The organism is Neisseria sp. 27098_8_112, assembly GCF_041433235.1.
Lineage (GTDB): Bacteria > Pseudomonadota > Gammaproteobacteria > Burkholderiales > Neisseriaceae > Neisseria.
This window is the reverse complement of record NZ_JAPWBB010000002.1, coordinates 189,531-206,056: the sequence shown is the minus strand read 5'-3', so window position 1 is coordinate 206,056 and position 16,526 is coordinate 189,531. Positions and strand designations below refer to the sequence as shown.

The window sequence follows — 16,526 nt, the reverse complement described above, 5'->3', positions numbered from 1 at the left end:
AAACAGGGTTTGTACGCGTTTTTGTTCCATAAATTCGTAAGGCATATTGAACAGCTCTGACGCTTTTTCGCTTGGGATTTGCGTCATTTCGAGCCAGGCGATGTAGAAATGTTCGACAGCGACGAAGAGGACGAGGAGGGTGGAGATGATTTTCATGAAGATTCCTTTTGATGTTTAGCGGATGGGCGTGTTTGGGGAACAGGCCGTCTGAAAAATACAAAATGCCGGTTTATTCCCCTTCATATTCCGCACACGACGTCGGCGTTTCCCATAATTTTACGCTGCATACTTTGACACCGGCGTTTTTCAGACGGCCATACATTTCTACGCTCATGTTTTCGGCGGTGGTGCGGCAGGGCAGGCGCAGGGTTTTCATGTTCCAGCCTTCCAAAAGCGCGGCGATTTGGCTTTCGCGTTCGTTGTTGCCGTGATAGATGAAGGCATGGTCGAACGGGTCGGTGATGTGTTGTTTGACAATGGCTTTCAGGTCGGTAAAGTCCATCACCATGCCGTCTTTTGCGCCGCCTTGGATAACGGGAGCGGAGACGGTGATTTCGAGTTTGTAGGTGTGGCCGTGCAGGTTTTGGCATTTGCCGTCATGCCCATCGAGCATGTGCGAAGAATCGAAGGTAAAGATTTTGGTGATTTTCATGAGATGAGGGAAGCCGATGAGGCCGTCTGAACGGTGTAAAACCGGTTTCAGACGGCCTTGGAATTATTGTTCGGAAGGGAGTTTGAGGAAATGCTCGCGATAATGGCGCATTTCTTCGATGCTTTCGAGGATGTCGTCCAATGCCTTGTGCGAACCGCGTTTGACCACGCTTTTGGCGACGGCCGGATTCCAGCGTTTGGCCAATTCTTTCAGCGTGGATACGTCTAAGTTGCGGTAGTGGAAATAGGCTTCCAAATGCGGCATGTATTTGACCATGAAGCGGCGGTCTTGATGGATGGAGTTGCCGCACATGGGCGTGGATTTCTCGGGTATCCATGCGGACATGAAGTCCAACAGGTTTTGCTCGACTTCGGCTTCGGTCAGTTTGGATTCGCGCACGCGTTGGGTCAGGCCGGTGCGGCCGTGGGTGGCGGTGTTCCACTCGTCCATGCCGTCGAGCAACTCATCGCTTTGATGGATGACGTAAACGTCCGATTGCGCCAGTACGTTCAAATCGGAATCGGTAATGATCATGGCGACTTCGATAATGCGGTCATGTTCCGGGTTGAGGCCGGTCATTTCCATATCGAGCCAGCAGAGATTGTTTGCGTTTGGGGTCATTTCAGACGGCCTTGTGTTTTTAGTTGGCAGTATTATAAAGGATAAAGGTTCGGGCCGTCTGAAAGCATTTGTAACAAGTTGTGCAATCTCTTGATATAATCGTCCGTTACACAAAAAATCACCGCCAAAAATCATGAACCCAAGCCCTTTGCTCGATATTATCGATACGCCTCAGGATTTGCGCCGTCTGGAGAAAAAACAGCTGCCGCAAGTCGCCGCCGAATTGCGCGAATTTCTGTTGGATTCCGTCGGTAAGACGGGCGGCCATTTCGCCAGTAACTTGGGCGCGGTCGAGCTGACGGTGGCGCTGCATTATGTGTACGACACGCCAGAAGACCATTTGGTCTGGGATGTCGGCCATCAAAGCTATCCGCACAAAATCCTCACCGGCCGCAAAAATCAAATGCACACCATGCGCCAATACGGCGGTTTGGCCGGTTTCCCGAAACGCAGCGAGTCGGAATACGACGCGTTCGGCGTAGGCCATTCTTCCACATCCATCGGCGCGGCATTGGGCATGGCCGTTGCGGACAAACAGTTGGGCAACAACCGCCGCAGCGTCGCCATCATCGGCGACGGCGCCATGACGGCGGGTCAGGCGTTCGAAGCCCTGAACTGCGCAGGCGATATGGATGTCGATTTGCTGGTCATCCTCAACGACAACGAAATGTCGATTTCCCCCAATGTCGGCGCGCTGCCGAAATACCTTGCCAGCAACGTCGTGCGCGATATGCACGGCCTGTTGAGCACCATCAAAGCCCAATCAAGCAAAGTATTAGACAAATTGCCCGGCGCGATGGAGCTTGCCCAAAAAGTCGAAAACAAAATCAAAACCTTGGCAGGCGAAGCGGAACACGCCAAACAGTCGCTGTCTTTGTTTGAAAACTTCGGTTTCCGTTATACCGGCCCGGTGGATGGCCACAACGTTGAAAATCTGGTGGACGTATTAAAAGACTTGCGCGGCCGCAAAGGCCCTCAGTTGTTGCACGTCATCACCAAAAAAGGCAACGGCTACAAATTCGCCGAAAACGATCCTGTCAAATATCACGCTGTTGCCAAGCTGCCGAGCGAAGTGCCTGCGCCGGAAGTGAAACCTGCCGCGGCCAAACCGACTTATACGCAAGTGTTCGGCCAATGGCTGTGCGACCAAGCAGCGGCGGATGAGCGTTTGGTTGCCATCACGCCTGCCATGCGCGAGGGCAGCGGCTTGGTTGAGTTTGAACAGCAATTCCCCGACCGCTATTTCGACGTCGGCATCGCCGAGCAACACGCCGTTACCTTTGCCGGCGGTTTGGCATGCGAAGGCATCAAGCCTGTCGTGGCGATTTACTCCACTTTCCTGCAACGCGCTTACGACCAGTTGGTACACGACGTTGCCTTGCAAAACCTGCCTGTTTTGTTCGCCATCGACCGTGCCGGTATTGTCGGCGCAGACGGCCCGACCCATGCCGGTTTATACGACTTGAGCTTTTTGCGTTGCGTTCCGAACATGATTATTGCCGCACCAAGCGATGAAAACGAATGCCGCCTGCTGCTCTCAACTTGCTATCAGGCAGACTCTCCGTCTGCAGTCCGTTATCCGCGCGGTACAGGCACGGGCGCAACCATTTCAGACGGCCTGGAAACCGTTGAAATCGGCAAAGGCATCATCCGTCGCGAAGGCGGAAAAATTGCCGTTATCGCCTTTGGCAGCATGGTTGCCCCATCATTGGCCGCTGCCGACAAGCTGAACGCGACCGTTGCCGATATGCGCTTTGTCAAACCGATAGATGAAGAGCTGATCGTCCGTCTCGCCCGAAGCCATGACTACATCGTTACTGTCGAAGAAAATGCCGAACAAGGTGGCGCAGGCAGCGCGGTGTTGGAAGTGTTGGCGAAACACGGCATCTGCAAACCGGTATTGCTGCTGGGTGTAGAAGACAAAGTTACCGAACACGGCGACCCGAAAAAACTCTTAGCCGATTTGGGGCTGAATGCCGAATCCGTTGAAAAACGGATTGCCGGTTGGATAGAGGCCGTCTGAAAAATATTAAAATATCTCAATACATTGCGTAATTTATGGGAAAAAAATTAATCAGCATCAGTATGGTGCGCAACGAAAACGACGTTATCGAATCGTTTGTCCGTCATAATCTCAAGCTGATGGATGAAATGCACATCATCGATCATGGCAGCAGCGATGGCACAAGGGAAATCCTGATTCAATTGAAAGAAGAAGGTTTACCGGTATTTATCTATCAATATCAAGCGCTCAAGTTCAATCAAGACCAATTGGTAAACCTGCTTATGAAGCAGCTTGTAGCAAAAGATGAAGCGATAGATTTCGTTTTTCCGCTGGATGCGGACGAATTTATTTCATGTCCTAGCCGTACCATGCTGGAACAACTCTTGGATGTCATCGGCGAAAACAGGATCGGCATGTACCTTTGGCGCGGCTATTTGCCGACATCGTTGCAATACAACCCCGATTTCACCACACAATTTACCGAGCAACGCCTCGAAACGCTCTTTACCCCCAAAGTCATTATTCCCAGATGGGCTGCCGAATCTTGCAGCGTGATTATCGGCTGCCATTACATGTTGGATAAAGATGGCAACAAGGTTAAATCAACCCTGTTTCATTCGCCGGATTATCGAGGTTTACATTCCTGGTTTATCGAGCAGTTTTCCGCCCAATTTGCGGAGACCGATTTGTTGTGGCTGGGGCATTTCCCAATCCGCTCCTTGAACCAGCACATCAAAAAAATCCTCGAAAAGTCCATCTTGATTGCCATTAAAGACGGAAGCAACGATATTGCCTGGGAAAACCAGTTGCGCGAATTGCTGGACAACGGCATGAAGATGGACTTGAACGATTTACGGCTGTTGGCATACAGATACCGCGCCGGTTCTACAAGTTTGGAAGACCCGCATTGTAAAGTCAGCCATTACGAACCCTTGCGTAAAAAACCGCTGACGCTGAAATACACATCGCCGGAAGCAGGCGATCCTTTGATGACTGTCGGACATTTGGTACTTGCATTGGCAAGCGGTGCAAAAGATTCCTCTTTAGGCCTTAAGGCCGTCTGAAAAACACAGCCCGTGCACACAATAATAGGAAAGTTATGATCAGCATCTTTGATATTTTCAAAATCGGCATCGGCCCGTCCAGCTCGCACACCGTCGGCCCGATGAAGGCCGCGGCCGCTTTTGCTGATTTGCTGAATGCCGAAAACTTGGATACACAAGTGGCGCGCATTGTCATTGAAGTGTACGGCTCACTTGCTTTGACCGGCATCGGACACGGTACATTCGACGCATTATTGCTCGGTTTGGAAGGCAGCCTGCCGCACGATATCCCGCTTGCGGACATCCCTCAACGCTTGGAACGTATCCGCACGCAGCACGTTTTAAAACTCAACGGCCGTGAAATGGCCTTCAATCCTGAAAAAGATTTGGATATCCGTGGCGACAAAGTGTTGCCCAAACATCCGAACGGTTTGAACTTTATCGCCTACCATTCAGACGGCCAGAAGCTGAAAGAGCAGATTTATTATTCGGTCGGCGGCGGTTTTATCGTAACAGACGAAGGGTTTGCACAAGAGGCGCAGGAAAATGCCGATGTGCCGTATCCTTACAAAAACTGCGACGAGTTGTTGGCACAATGCCGTCTGAACCAGTTGAATATTTCCGAAGTTGTGTTGGCCAATGAAGCAGCGTTGGCAGGTTGCGATGAAGGGGAAGTGCGCCGCCGTGTGGCTGCCGTGGCCGATGTGATGGAAAACTGCATCAAACGCGGCTTGGGTGCGGAAGGGCAGCTGCCTGGCGGCTTGAACGTCCGCCGCCGCGCGCCGCAGTTGGCAGCCAAACTCAAAGTCCTGCGCGAGAGCGAAATCGTCAATACCCAACTTTGGCCGATGGTGTACGCCATGGCGGTCAACGAAGAAAATGCCGCCGGCGGACGCGTTGTAACCGCGCCGACCAACGGCGCGGCAGGCATTATCCCTGCCGTCTTGCACTATTTCCGCAAATTTAATCCGCACGCCAACCAATCGCGTGTCGAGGACTTCCTGCTGACTGCCGGCGCCATCGGTATTTTGTATAAAACCAATGCGTCGATTTCCGGCGCGGACGTCGGCTGCCAAGGAGAGGTCGGCGTAGCGTGTTCCATGGCGGCGGGTGCATACGCCGAAGTTATCGGCGGCACACCTAAACAAGTGGAAAACGCCGCCGAAATGGCCATGGAACACCACTTGGGTTTAACCTGCGATCCTGTCGGCGGTTTGGTGCAAATCCCCTGTATCGAGCGCAATGGCATCGCCGCCGAAAAAGCCCTCAAGCTCGCCACCCTTGCGCTTTTGGAAGACGGCACAGATAAAAAAGTTTCACTCGATGAAGTGATTCAAACCATGCTGCAAACCGGCCGCGACATGAAGGCAACTTACAAAGAAACCTCACTCGCCGGCCTGGCTATCACCTTGCAGAAAAAAGCCATACCGGTATCCGTGCGCGTGGTGGAATGTTAGCAATAGGGTAGGGGATCTGCCCGATAAAAAAGGCCGTCTGAAAAACTTTCAGACGGCCTTTTTTGTATGGATTGAAGAACTAACCGTTTTTTTGATAAGGGTTTTCCAGCCCGGCCATTAAGTCGCGAAAGTATTCGCGCAACTGTTTTTCAGAGCAACCCATCAGCAGCGCGTCTTCAAATGCGTCCTGCGCTATTTGGTACAGTTCGTTCAAGTTTTCGGTCATGACTTTGACTTTTTCGGTGCAGGAAACGATCTGACCGTCGTCGTCATACCATTTGGGCATTTGCGGCATTGCCATAGCTCACCTTAATTTAAGAAACGGGAAGGGTCGTTTTTCTTCACACGGCGGCCGAAGGCGTATTTCGCGCTCCAATATTTGTGGCCGAGGCTGGTAATTTCGATACGTTTCCCCGTTCTCGGTGCGTGAATGAAATTGTTGTTGCCGATGTAAAGGCCGACGTGGGAAATACGGCCGCGGCCCATGGTGCGGAAAAATACCATGTCGCCCGGCTGCAATTCGGAACGACTCACGGCAACGCCCATTTGCGCCTGTTCGGCAGAGGTGCGCGGCAGGTTTACGCCCATGGCGCGTTTAAAGATGTGTTGCATGAAGCCGCTGCAGTCAAAGCCGGTAGAGGCTGATGTGCCGCCGTAGCGGTAGGCCACGCCGAGCAAGCCCATGGCGCTGCCGATTAACTCATCTGCATTGCCCGAAGGTGCGCGTGTATTGTTGCTTGCGGCAGGATAGGTATTGGTGGGATGGACAGGGGTTGCCTGACGCGTATTGCCGTAAACGTTGGCGTTGTCGTTGAATTGGTTTAAAACACGCTGACGGGTGGTAATCAGGTTTTCCAAATCATCGGCGTAAGAAAAATTGACGCTCGCGAGCATGGCGACCGAAGTCCAAACTGCTGCGAGCCGGAGTAAAAAATTCATTATAAAAACTTCCGTTTCAGAAGGCATTCCCTGCCGATTGCAGGCACATTGCCGGTTTCTGAGATGTTATCCCGTATCATTCTCTTGTTATCTGCTTGATTGTATTCAAAAACCGTCTTTTTGGCAAAAAAACTGCTGTTATTTTGCGTTAAACCCTTGTTTCCAAACAAACTAGAAAAACATCAAAAGCGGTTTCGCTTGATTTATCCGACGCTGCAACCATATAAGCGGCATTCATTGATTTATTTTCAGAGACTGACATGACACAAAATCACAGCGATATCCGTACACGCTTTATCTTCGACAATATGCCTATCCGCGGCATGCACATCCGCCTTGAAAAGGTTTGGCACCACATTGTCAACCAAAAACATTATCCTGTCGCCATCCGTCGTGCATTGGGCGAATTGCTGGCTGCCGGTTCTTTATTGTCTGCCAACCTTAAAAACGAAGGCACGCTGATTGTTCAGGTTCAAGGTCAGGGCCGTCTGAAAATGTTGGTGGTGGAAGCGACTTCTGAAAATACTGTCCGTGCCACCGCGCGTTGGGACGAAACTGCTGAAATCCGTGATGACGAAAGCCTGACTGCGCTGTTGGGCGAAAACAGCGTGTTTGTTTTGACCCATCAGCCTAAAGATGCCGATCCATGGCAAGGTGTTGTCCCACTGGAAGGCGACAGCATTGCGCAAATGTTGGTCAACTATATGAAACGTTCCGAGCAGCTTGATACCTATATTACGCTTGCCGCTGACGATCAAGCCGCAGGCGCATTATTGCTGCAACGTCTGCCGGAAGAAGAATTGGATGATGCCGCTTGGGAGCATGTGACCACGCTTGCGCAAACGCTTACTCCGCAAGAATTGACCGGTTTGGATGCGCATCACGCCCTTTACCGCCTTTACCATGAAACCCCGTCCCGCGTTTTTGAACCGGAGGCCATCGAGTTTGCCTGCACCTGCTCTCGCGGCAAAGTCAGCGATATGCTGTTGATGCTTGGCGGTCAGGAAGTCGGCGGCGTGGTGGCAGAACAAGGCAGCATTCAAATCGATTGCGATTTCTGCCATAGCAAGTATGTGTTTGATGAAACCGATGTCAACGCTTTGTTTGGCGCGGATGTGGTAAATGCCGTCCGTCAAGAAAATGAGCGTTTGCAGTAAGCAGGGGATAAAAGTTTCTTAAGGAAATTGGCTTTATAGAAGGGCAGGTGTAATACCTGTCCTTTCTTTTTGGGAAAACTGAATATCATCAATAGAAAATGCCGTCTGAAAAAAGCGTGGCTGATTTCAGACGGCATGATTGTTTTAAACGATGCATTTAATGTTTAAAGATTATTTCCAAACCAACAAAGCGTGGTTGCGTTTGCCGCGGCGGACGATGGTGTATTTGCCGAAACGTTTATGTTCATCGGTCAGCATATAGGCATCGTCAGGTTTTTCAGCGGCATGGTTCGGATTGTTGGCTTCGGCAGGTTTGCCGTTGAGCAAAACCGCTTTGCTGTTTACAAAGCCGCGCGCTTCTTTGTTGGAAGACGCCAAACCGGTTTTTACCAAAGTCTCAACTACGTTGAGGCTCTCGGAAACTTCAAAAGTCGGCAGGCCGTCGAGTGCCAGCTGCTCGAAGTCGCTTTCGGTGAGATGGCTTTGGTCTTCGGCAAACAGGCTTTCAGAAATACGTTGGGCGGCGGCAAGGGCTTCTTCGCCGTGAATCAGGCGGGTCATTTCCTCGGCAAGAATGCGTTGCGCTTCTGGCTTGGTGCCGCTGGCTTTGTCTTTGGCTTCGATGGCATCAATTTCTTCGATAGACAGGAAGGTAAAGTATTTCAGAAATTTATACACATCGGCATCGGCCACTTTCAGCCAGAATTGGTAGAACTGATACGGAGAAGTTTTCTTCGCGTTCAACCATACCGCGCCGCCTTCGGTTTTGCCGAATTTGGTGCCGTCTGATTTGGTTACCAAAGGCAGGGTCAGGCCGAATACTTGTTTTTGGTGCAGACGGCGGGTCAAGTCGATACCGGCAGTGATGTTGCCCCATTGGTCGGAACCGCCGATTTCCAAAACTGCGCCATGGCGTTTGTTCAATTCGGCAAAGTCGTAGCCTTGCAGCAGGGAGTAGGCGAACTCGGTAAAGGAAATACCCACATCGTCGCGCTCGATACGCTGTTTGACGGACTCTTTGTTCAGCATGGCATTGACGGAGAAATGCTTGCCGATGTCGCGCAGGAAGTCGAGGCAGTTCATGCTGCCGAACCAGTCGGCGTTGTTCGCCATAATGGCTGCGTTGTCGCCTTCAAAGCTTAAGAAAGGGGTCAGTTGGTTGCGGATGCTTTCAACCCAGCCGGCAACGGTTTCGGCAGAATTCAAGCTGCGTTCGGCGGCTTTAAAGCTTGGGTCGCCGATCATGCCGGTCGCGCCGCCTACCAAAGCAATCGGCGTATGGCCAGCTTGTTGGAAACGGCGCAATGCCAATACAGGCAGCAAGTGGCCGATGTGTAGGCTGTCGGCTGTCGGGTCAAAACCGCAATAGAGGGAAATTTTTTGTTCGTTTAGCAAAGCGTCTAAGGCTTCGATGTCGGTAGTTTGGGCGATTAAGCCACGCGATTGTAGGTCTTTGATGACGCTCATTGTTATCTTCCAAAAAAATTAGCAGTTTTACAAACTGCTAATTGTAACAAATTTCATCGGATGAATGGCTATGGCTTACTGAAGAAGCGTGTGTTTTTCAGAAAAACGCTTGGCCAGTTCTCTGCCGCCGTAAGGGTTGATGTGGTCTCTATCGGAATAAACCGGCAATCCGTTTATTTTGAAGTTCTCCGGAATATAGGCAGTGGCATCGACAATGTGCACATTGGCATATTTTTCCGCCAAATTTTTGATGCGTTCATTTCCTTTTGAAGTAACTGTTTCATCAATGGCAAGATTCTGACTAAATCCCGGTATGCGGTAAGACAGGATATAGGCGCGCAAGCCGTTGTATGACAGATTAGGGTTGTCTATCATCAGGTAAACCGCTTGTTTTTCCGAAGAAAGTTTTTGCAACATGAGGTCGAATTTTTTGAAAAAATCGGCATCGTAAGCAAGGGAGTGGCTGTTTTCAGGCATTTGGCTGCCCCAGCGCATGGCCAAAAGCACTTTTGAGTATTGGGGCAGATGCTCTTTGGCGTACTCATAAACGGCACGGCAGGAGGCGTTTTGCTTGAATACGGGCGCGGCATAATCTTCTACATAGGCACAACTGTCCGCAGAAACCATCGCTGCCGACCAGTTTTCTTTTTTGCCGACGGTATCAAAAAACGTTTTATATTGGTCGGCATGCGAATCGCCTAGAATCAGTAATTCCGGCTGTTTGTCGGTATCGCCCCAAATACACTGTTTGTCGGTATTGTTGTGACAAGAAGTGTAGGAACGTGCCAATCCCATACGGTCGTATTGCTGCATAAACGGGAGCTTCATGGCAAGAAAAGGCGTAATGGCCAAAACAAGCATGGGGACGGCATAAACCCATGTCACAGATTGGGCAAAAGAGCCTTTCCAGTTTTTAAACGGCTTCTCGACAAAATAATAAGAAAGCAGAGAGAGTGCAAACATTAAGACAATCGCGACCGCAGTCGAATAAGAAGGCAGATTATTTGAACCGATGTATCTCATAAAAGCCAATACAGGCCAATGCCACAGATACAGTGAATAGGAAATCAAGCCTATGCCGACAGTAATCTTCCATTGGAAAAATTTTTTCAGCCGGTGTTCAAATTGATTGAAATAAATGAATGCGGCGGCGGCCAAACAAGGAATCATGGCGGCAGGCCCCGGGAAATAGGCAGTTTTTTCTGTATAGGTAAACAGGCAGGCAAACAGTACGCATAAGGAAAGTAATGCGCCTGCCGCCGCATATTGTTTGCCGGTATCCAGCCCTTGTTGTTGCCGATATTGCATCCACACTGCCGTCAACGAGCCGATCAGCATTTCGCAGGCGCGCAGATGGGGAAGGTAATATTTATCCAGTGCAGTCGGCATAAAAGAAGCCAAAATACTGAATACGCATAGCGTGATGAGGAAGGCAAACTGGGTGCGCCAGCTTTTGCGGACAACCAATAACAGCAATATCGGGAAGACGAAATAATATTGTTCTTCGACCGATAAAGACCAAATGTGAAGCAAAGGTTTTTCTTCTTGTATGGGATCGAAATAGCCCTGACCCTTGGCAAAAAAGATATTGGAGATGAACCCCAAGGTGGACAGGGCTGTCCTCCATAAAAGGGAAAAATCATCTTTGGTGAATAAAAGAAAGCCGCATATCAGCGTTACCGTCAATACGGTAAAAAATGCGGGCAGTATCCGCTTGATACGGCGGATGTAAAACTTTTTGAACGAAAAAATCCCACTGCTCATTTCACGATGGATAATCATCGTGATCAGAAAGCCGGAAATAACAAAAAAGATATCAACACCAAGAAAGCCGCCAGGCAGCCAGTTTTTTTCAATATGGAAAATGACAACGGATAGAACAGCAACGGCACGCAATGTATCAATATCTGGGCGGTAAGATAAAACTTTGCTCATAATATTTTGATTTTAATTAGTTTATTTTAATGGCGTCGTCTGAAAAGTGATTCCTGCCGAGAATGGCAGCATTTCGGAGGTCGGCCATCGTTTGTCAGTACTGGGCAGTTTGTTTGCCTTCTTAGAATGATTGCTGATGATATGCGTTTGAATAGTAATAGATTAGAGTAGGGATACAGTTGATAGTTTCAACATAATATTTAATATGTTGTTTTTATAATGAATCAATACGATGTGGTATTGTTTAATTTTTTATTGTCATATCAGTGGTATTGTTATTGATGATGTAACCTTGCGCTATTTTTAGGTGAAGCGTCGATAAGAAATGGGAGATTTTAAGAGAGAAAAATTACGGACCATGCCCGCATTTATTATGGAGATGATGTCTTGTTTTGTTGATATTTCAAGACATGAGGCCGGCTGAAAATAAATTCAGACGGCCTTAATCTTAGAAAAGGCCGTCTGAAAAGGCGTTTTGCTGGGTTTAGACGTTAAAGAGGAAGTGCATCACATCGCCGTCTTGTACGACGTATTCTTTGCCTTCTACACGCATTTTACCTGCTTCTTTGGCTTTGGCTTCGCCGCCTAAAGCGATGAAATCTTCGTAGGAGATAACTTGGGCGCGGATGAAGCCGCGTTCAAAGTCAGTGTGAATCACGCCGGCGGCTTGTGGGGCTGTGTCGCCTTTGTGGATGGTCCAAGCGCGGACTTCTTTGACACCGGCGGTGAAGTAGGTTTGCAGGCCCAAGAGGTCGTAGCCGGCACGAATCAGGCGGTTCAGGCCCGGTTCTTCCAAGCCCATTTCAGCGAGGAATTCGGCTTTTTCGTCGTCTTCCAATTCAGCGATTTCGCTTTCCATTGCAGCGCATACTGCCACAACCGGCGCGTTTTCTTTTGCAGCCAATTCTTTCAGGCGGTCGAGGTGCGGGTTGTTTTCAAAACCATCTTCGGAAACGTTGCCGACGTACATGGCGGGTTTGGCAGTCAGCAAGAACAGCGGCTTGAGCATGGCGAGTTCTTCTGAGTCCAAACCGAAGGAGCGTACAGGCTTGCCTTCGTCCAAATGCGGCAGCAGTTTTTTACACAGATCGACCAGTTTTTGCGCGTCTTTGTCGCCTGAGCGGGCGCGTTTTTCTTCGCGGACAATGGCTTTTTCGACGCTGGCCAAGTCAGCCAGTGCCAACTCGGTGCCGATGGTTTCGATGTCGGCGATCGGATCGACTTTGCCTGCAACGTGAACGATGTTGTCGTCGTCAAAGCAACGCACGACGTTAACAATTGCGTCAGTCTCGCGGATGTTGGCGAGGAACTGGTTGCCTAAGCCTTCGCCTTTGCTCGCGCCTGCAACTAAACCGGCAATGTCGACAAATTCGACGATGGCGGGCTGCATTTTTTGCGGATTGACGATTTTTGCCAATTCGGCCATACGCGGATCTGGGACTTCAACGATGCCGACGTTGGGTTCGATGGTACAGAAAGGATAGTTTGCCGCTTCGATACCCGATTGGGTCAGCGCGTTAAAGAGGGTGGATTTGCCGACGTTGGGCAAACCGACGATGCCGCATTTCAAGCTCATGGTTTTTCCTGAAAAGATAAAAGTTTAACGGCGGATTATAGCATATTGTGAAGGTACTCAAAACAGCCGCAATGCTGGTGTGTTCTTATGATAAAAGGCCGTCTGAAAAAAGAGGGGTAGACATTCAGCTTATTGTTCTTCCGAAGAATGAGTAAATGAATAAAGCCGTTAAATAAAACAATTTTTCAGACAGGAGGCTTAAGATCAAACCCAAAAGAATGCCCAGTACCCAATAAATCATCTGCCGGTATTTCGGGTCGGATGCGGTACGCAACATTTTAAAATACAAAACCAGACAGCCGAACATGCAGATTGTTTGAAACAGAATGAGGGGGAGGCTGTCAATGGCTCCGGAAATCGAATCATGAACGATGATTGTTCCTATGCGTATGCATAAATAAATTAAAGCCGAGCCTGCCGCCGAATGCCCAAAAGGGACGGGCGTGTCGGATGAATCGGGCGTTTTGTGGGGCTGAAGCCTGCCGAATAACAAGATAAATACAATGTCAAACATATTGATAGTTGCCTTGGTGTGAGATGTTTTTGTTTTTCAGACGGCCTCAGGGTTGTCTGAAAGCTTATTGTGCGGCGATATGGGGCAGTGCCGCGGTAAGGTATGTCAGTAGGTCAACCATCCACCATGCTGAAGTGGTTGCCATAATTAAGTTAATAATTTGATTTTTCAGTGTATTATCTGCTGTTGCCAGTAATGGTTTGAAATACAGGGCAAGTTAAATGAATAGAGGGGAAGAGGGGTAAGTAGGTTGAAAAACGGTATGGGGTTTCGTGGGTAAAGCCTTTGCCGTGGTTCGCAGTTAATTTAAAGGCCGTCTGAAAACTGTTTCAGACGGCCTTTTTTCCGTACTGCCTTAACCGGTATTACGCAAACCTTGCGCCACGCCGTTGATGGTCAAGTGAACCATCAGCAGGGCGTGCGGATTGTCGGGCTCTTTGCGCAGGCGTTTGAGCATGGCGACTTGCAGGCCGTTGAGGGCGTTCAGGTATGGAATCCTCAAGGCAAGCGAACGGGCGAGGCTGCGGTTGTCGCGCAGGAGCTCTTCGGTTTGCAGCAGGTCGAGCAGTGCTTTGCGACTGCGTTGGTATTCTTCCTTGATCATGCCGAAGATGACTTTTGCTTTATCGGGCGATTCGCTCAAGCCGGCATAGTTTTCCGCCAAAGTGATGTCGGTTTTCGCCATCACTTGCTCCATATTGGAGAGCATGGCTTGGAAGAACGGATTGCTTTGAGCATGTTCGCGCAGGGCGGCCAGTGTGTCGGGATTACCTTCGCACAAGGTTTCCACTGCGCTGCCAAAACCGTACCAAGCCGGCAGCATGAGGCGGTTTTGCATCCATGAGAATACCCACGGAATCGCACGCAAGTCCTGAATCCGCGCCAAGGTTTTGCGGCTGGCGGGGCGGCTGCCGAGGTTGAGGGTGGCGATTTCCTGAATCGGGCTGGTTTGCAGGAAGTAGTCGATGAAGTCGGGGTGGGTAATCAGTTCGCGGTAGTATTTGAACGATACGTCCGACAAATCCTGCATCAGTTTGGCATCAGGGTCTTTTTTATCCGGCAGGATGCTGGCTTCCAAAGTCGCGGCAACCAAGGTTTCCAAGTTGCGTTGGGCATTGCCCGGGTCGGCGTATTTGGCGGTAATGACTTCGCCTTGCTCGGTAATGCGGATTTGTCCGGCAACGCTGCCTGCAGGTTGAGCCAAAATGGCTTGATAAGATGGGCCGCCGCCGCGACCTACGCTGCCGCCGCGGCCGTGGAACAGGCGCATGCGGACATCGTATTTTTTGAAGAGTTCGACCAAGCCCAATTCGGCCTGATACAGACACCATGAGCTGGTAACGTAGCCGCCGTCTTTGTTGGAGTCGGAGTAGCCCAGCATGATTTCTTGGATATTGCCGCGGCTTTCGAGCAGGGCGTCATACCAGTCGAGGCGGAACATGGTTTCCATGACCGGACAGGCATTTTCGAGTGCTTCGATGGTTTCAAACAGAGGCACGATATTGATGCGGCTGTGCGGTTTGCCGTTTTCAACCACCAATAGGCCGCTTTCTTTCAGCAGCAATGCCAAGGCGAGCAGGTCGCTGGGTTGTTCGCAGTTGGAAATAATGCTTTGTGTAACGGCATCTTCGCCAAATTCGTCTTTGATTTTGCGCGCTTCGTTGAAAATCGCCAGTTCGTGGCGGGTATGGTCGCTGTATGTGATAAACGGGCTGTACAGCGGACGTTGATGGCTCAATTCGCGCAACAGGGCGGTTTGTTTTTGCTCTTCGTTCAGGCTGTTGTAGTCTTCCAAGCCTGCGTGTTGGAAAAGCTCGGCAACCACATCGGCGTGTTTGCCTGCGTGTTGGCGCAGGTCGAGCGGCATCATGTGGAAGCCGAACACGGATACGCTGCGGATAATGTCGGCCAGACGGCCTTCTGCCAGCAGTTGGCTGCCGTTCTCGTGGAGCGAGCGTTGCAGTTTTTTCAGGTCGTTGAGGAACTCTTCGACCGTGGCATAAGGCTCGAGGAAGCCGAATTTGCAGCCCATGCCCAAACCGAGTGAGCGTGCTTTGCCCATGGCGCGTGCCATGATGTAGGCGATGGCGCGGCGGTAGGGTTCTTCGGTGCGGGCGATTTCTTCGTCAGGCGAGAGGGCGGCCAGTGCCATCACATCGTCGTTGACTTTGACGCGGCGGATGGAGAGTGGCAATTCGCGGTAAAGTTTGTCGAGTTCGCCGCGATAGAAACGGAACACTGCGTCGGCATGCCGTCTGAACGCAAAACGCAAGGTTTCGGCAGAAACGAATGGGTTACCATCGCGGTCGCCACCGATCCAGCCGCCGATTTTAAGGATATTCGGAACGCGGACGCCGGGATAAGCCGTCTGAAAATCGCGTTCCATTGTGCGGTAGAGTTTAGGCAGGGCTTCAAAGAAGCTCATTGGGAAAATGGATACACCGTTGTTAATTTCGTCGTTGACGCTGAGTTTGTGGCGGCGCGTTTCGCTGGTCTGCCACAAGCCCAAAAGCACGGTGTCGATTTCGCGGCGCAACTGAGCCAGCGCATCAGGATTGGTGCAGCGTTCGCGTTGCGGCAGCAGCGCGCGGATGCGGCGGTTGAAGCTCAAGACGGTTTGGCGTTGCACTTCGGTCGGGTGCGCGGTCAAAACGGCGGTAACGACTGTATTGTCCAGTTGTTGTTGCAACGCTTTGCCGTTGACTTTTCCGGCTTTGAGTTTACGCACGGTTTCCGTCAGGCTGCCTTCGGCACTGTTGTGTCCGGCCTCTTCGTGGATTTGGCGGCGGCGTTCGTGGTGCACGTCTTCGGCGATGTTCAAAATCTGTGCGAACAGGCCGCAGGCCAGGGTTAAATCGTGGGTTTGTTGTTCATCTAATTGCGGCAACACCTTTTCAATCAAGGCAGCGCTGTCGTCTGAAGTCGATAATAACTTAACGGTTTCGACCACCAAAGGCGACGCTTCCTCATGCAGCAGATTGAAAAGAGACTGTTTTAAAAATTCCGCATCCGCCGCCAGAGCGGCATCTTTTGGATTATTTAAGATATGCAGTTGCATGATTTTTCTCTTATTTAAATGTTAATTTGGGTGTATCGTGAATCCATTGTATAGCAAATTTTTGTAAACTGCCAATGCTGCCGTCCGATACATTTCAAACCG

At 50.4% G+C, this 16,526-nt stretch carries 14 protein-coding genes; 4 read left to right on the top strand and 10 right to left on the bottom strand.

The genetic code is table 11. From position 1 onward, the window contains the following. The 3 genes from O3682_RS02585 to orn all read right to left on the bottom strand — a co-directional run. A partial coding sequence (locus tag O3682_RS02585) for a DUF1304 family protein (protein ID WP_371508246.1) occupies positions 1-156 on the bottom strand: 156 nt, incomplete at its 3' end. Positions 157-229: 73 nt separating this feature from the next. Continuing rightward, entirely contained in the window at positions 230-652 is a 423-nt protein-coding gene (gene queD / locus O3682_RS02580; RefSeq protein WP_003748900.1) for a 6-carboxytetrahydropterin synthase QueD, read from the bottom strand. Positions 653-715: 63 nt separating this feature from the next. Then, a complete protein-coding gene (orn, locus tag O3682_RS02575) occupies positions 716-1,273 on the bottom strand; it encodes an oligoribonuclease (RefSeq protein ID WP_371508233.1) in 558 nt (185 codons plus the stop codon). Positions 1,274-1,406: 133 nt separating this feature from the next. Here orn and dxs point away from each other — a divergent pair, with 133 nt between their 5' ends. From dxs to O3682_RS02560, 3 genes are read left to right on the top strand one after another with little or no spacing between them, the layout of a single operon-like run. Continuing rightward, on the top strand, positions 1,407-3,296 hold the full coding sequence (dxs, locus tag O3682_RS02570; protein WP_371508232.1) for a 1-deoxy-D-xylulose-5-phosphate synthase: 1,890 nt from the start codon (positions 1,407-1,409) through the stop codon (positions 3,294-3,296). A gap of 35 nt (positions 3,297-3,331) precedes the next feature. Then, positions 3,332-4,342, top strand: coding sequence for a glycosyltransferase family 2 protein (locus tag O3682_RS02565; RefSeq protein ID WP_371508231.1), 1,011 nt, complete (start codon positions 3,332-3,334; stop codon positions 4,340-4,342). 35 nt (positions 4,343-4,377) lie between these two features. Then, a complete protein-coding gene (locus tag O3682_RS02560; protein ID WP_371508230.1) occupies positions 4,378-5,778 on the top strand; it encodes an L-serine ammonia-lyase in 1,401 nt (466 codons plus the stop codon). A gap of 79 nt (positions 5,779-5,857) precedes the next feature. On the opposite strand, the gene O3682_RS02555 is transcribed toward O3682_RS02560, so the two are convergent. After that, the gene (locus O3682_RS02555; RefSeq protein ID WP_004519529.1) at positions 5,858-6,079 is read right to left on the bottom strand and encodes a hypothetical protein; all 222 of its coding nucleotides are present in this window, start codon (positions 6,077-6,079) and stop codon (positions 5,858-5,860) included. Between the two features lie 8 nt (positions 6,080-6,087). After that, positions 6,088-6,717, bottom strand: a complete 630-nt coding sequence (locus tag O3682_RS02550; protein WP_128582693.1) for a C40 family peptidase — start codon at positions 6,715-6,717, stop codon at positions 6,088-6,090. Positions 6,718-6,977: 260 nt separating this feature from the next. Between O3682_RS02550 and hslO the strand changes: the two genes are divergently transcribed. Next, positions 6,978-7,874, top strand: a complete 897-nt coding sequence (gene hslO / locus O3682_RS02545) for an Hsp33 family molecular chaperone HslO (protein ID WP_371508229.1) — start codon at positions 6,978-6,980, stop codon at positions 7,872-7,874. Positions 7,875-8,045: 171 nt separating this feature from the next. Here hslO and tyrS read toward each other — a convergent pair whose 3' ends face one another. The 5 genes from tyrS to ppc all read right to left on the bottom strand — a co-directional run bounded on the left by tyrS (position 8,046) and on the right by ppc (position 16,424). Beyond that, the gene (tyrS, locus tag O3682_RS02540; protein WP_063069041.1) at positions 8,046-9,341 is read right to left on the bottom strand and encodes a tyrosine--tRNA ligase; all 1,296 of its coding nucleotides are present in this window, start codon (positions 9,339-9,341) and stop codon (positions 8,046-8,048) included. A 75-nt stretch (positions 9,342-9,416) separates the two neighbouring features. After that, on the bottom strand, positions 9,417-11,276 hold the full coding sequence (locus O3682_RS02535) for an acyltransferase family protein (protein WP_285071401.1): 1,860 nt from the start codon (positions 11,274-11,276) through the stop codon (positions 9,417-9,419). 484 nt (positions 11,277-11,760) lie between these two features. Next, complete coding sequence (gene ychF, locus O3682_RS02530) at positions 11,761-12,852, bottom strand: redox-regulated ATPase YchF (RefSeq protein ID WP_107857353.1); 1,092 nt, start codon at positions 12,850-12,852, stop codon at positions 11,761-11,763. A gap of 124 nt (positions 12,853-12,976) precedes the next feature. Next, positions 12,977-13,366, bottom strand: coding sequence for a hypothetical protein (locus O3682_RS02525; protein ID WP_314511115.1), 390 nt, complete (start codon positions 13,364-13,366; stop codon positions 12,977-12,979). 355 nt (positions 13,367-13,721) lie between these two features. After that, positions 13,722-16,424, bottom strand: coding sequence for a phosphoenolpyruvate carboxylase (gene ppc, locus O3682_RS02520; RefSeq protein ID WP_308881722.1), 2,703 nt, complete (start codon positions 16,422-16,424; stop codon positions 13,722-13,724). Positions 16,425-16,526: the final 102 nt, after the last annotated feature.

Excerpts from the sequence above, each read along its gene's own strand:
- orn (WP_371508233.1), bottom strand. The coding sequence starts at position 1,273 with ATGACCCCAAACGCAAACAATCTCTGCTGGCTCGATATGGAAATGACC.
- queD (WP_003748900.1), bottom strand. The coding sequence starts at position 652 with ATGAAAATCACCAAAATCTTTACCTTCGATTCTTCGCACATGCTCGAT.
- dxs (WP_371508232.1), top strand. The coding sequence starts at position 1,407 with ATGAACCCAAGCCCTTTGCTCGATATTATCGATACGCCTCAGGATTTG.
- tyrS (WP_063069041.1), bottom strand. The coding sequence starts at position 9,341 with ATGAGCGTCATCAAAGACCTACAATCGCGTGGCTTAATCGCCCAAACT.
- O3682_RS02565 (WP_371508231.1), top strand. The coding sequence starts at position 3,332 with ATGGGAAAAAAATTAATCAGCATCAGTATGGTGCGCAACGAAAACGAC.
- hslO (WP_371508229.1), top strand. The coding sequence starts at position 6,978 with ATGACACAAAATCACAGCGATATCCGTACACGCTTTATCTTCGACAAT.
- ppc (WP_308881722.1), bottom strand. The coding sequence starts at position 16,424 with ATGCAACTGCATATCTTAAATAATCCAAAAGATGCCGCTCTGGCGGCG.
- O3682_RS02535 (WP_285071401.1), bottom strand. The coding sequence starts at position 11,276 with ATGAGCAAAGTTTTATCTTACCGCCCAGATATTGATACATTGCGTGCC.
- ychF (WP_107857353.1), bottom strand. The coding sequence starts at position 12,852 with ATGAGCTTGAAATGCGGCATCGTCGGTTTGCCCAACGTCGGCAAATCC.
- O3682_RS02555 (WP_004519529.1), bottom strand. The coding sequence starts at position 6,079 with ATGGCAATGCCGCAAATGCCCAAATGGTATGACGACGACGGTCAGATC.
- O3682_RS02525 (WP_314511115.1), bottom strand. The coding sequence starts at position 13,366 with ATGTTTGACATTGTATTTATCTTGTTATTCGGCAGGCTTCAGCCCCAC.
- O3682_RS02560 (WP_371508230.1), top strand. The coding sequence starts at position 4,378 with ATGATCAGCATCTTTGATATTTTCAAAATCGGCATCGGCCCGTCCAGC.
- O3682_RS02550 (WP_128582693.1), bottom strand. The coding sequence starts at position 6,717 with ATGAATTTTTTACTCCGGCTCGCAGCAGTTTGGACTTCGGTCGCCATG.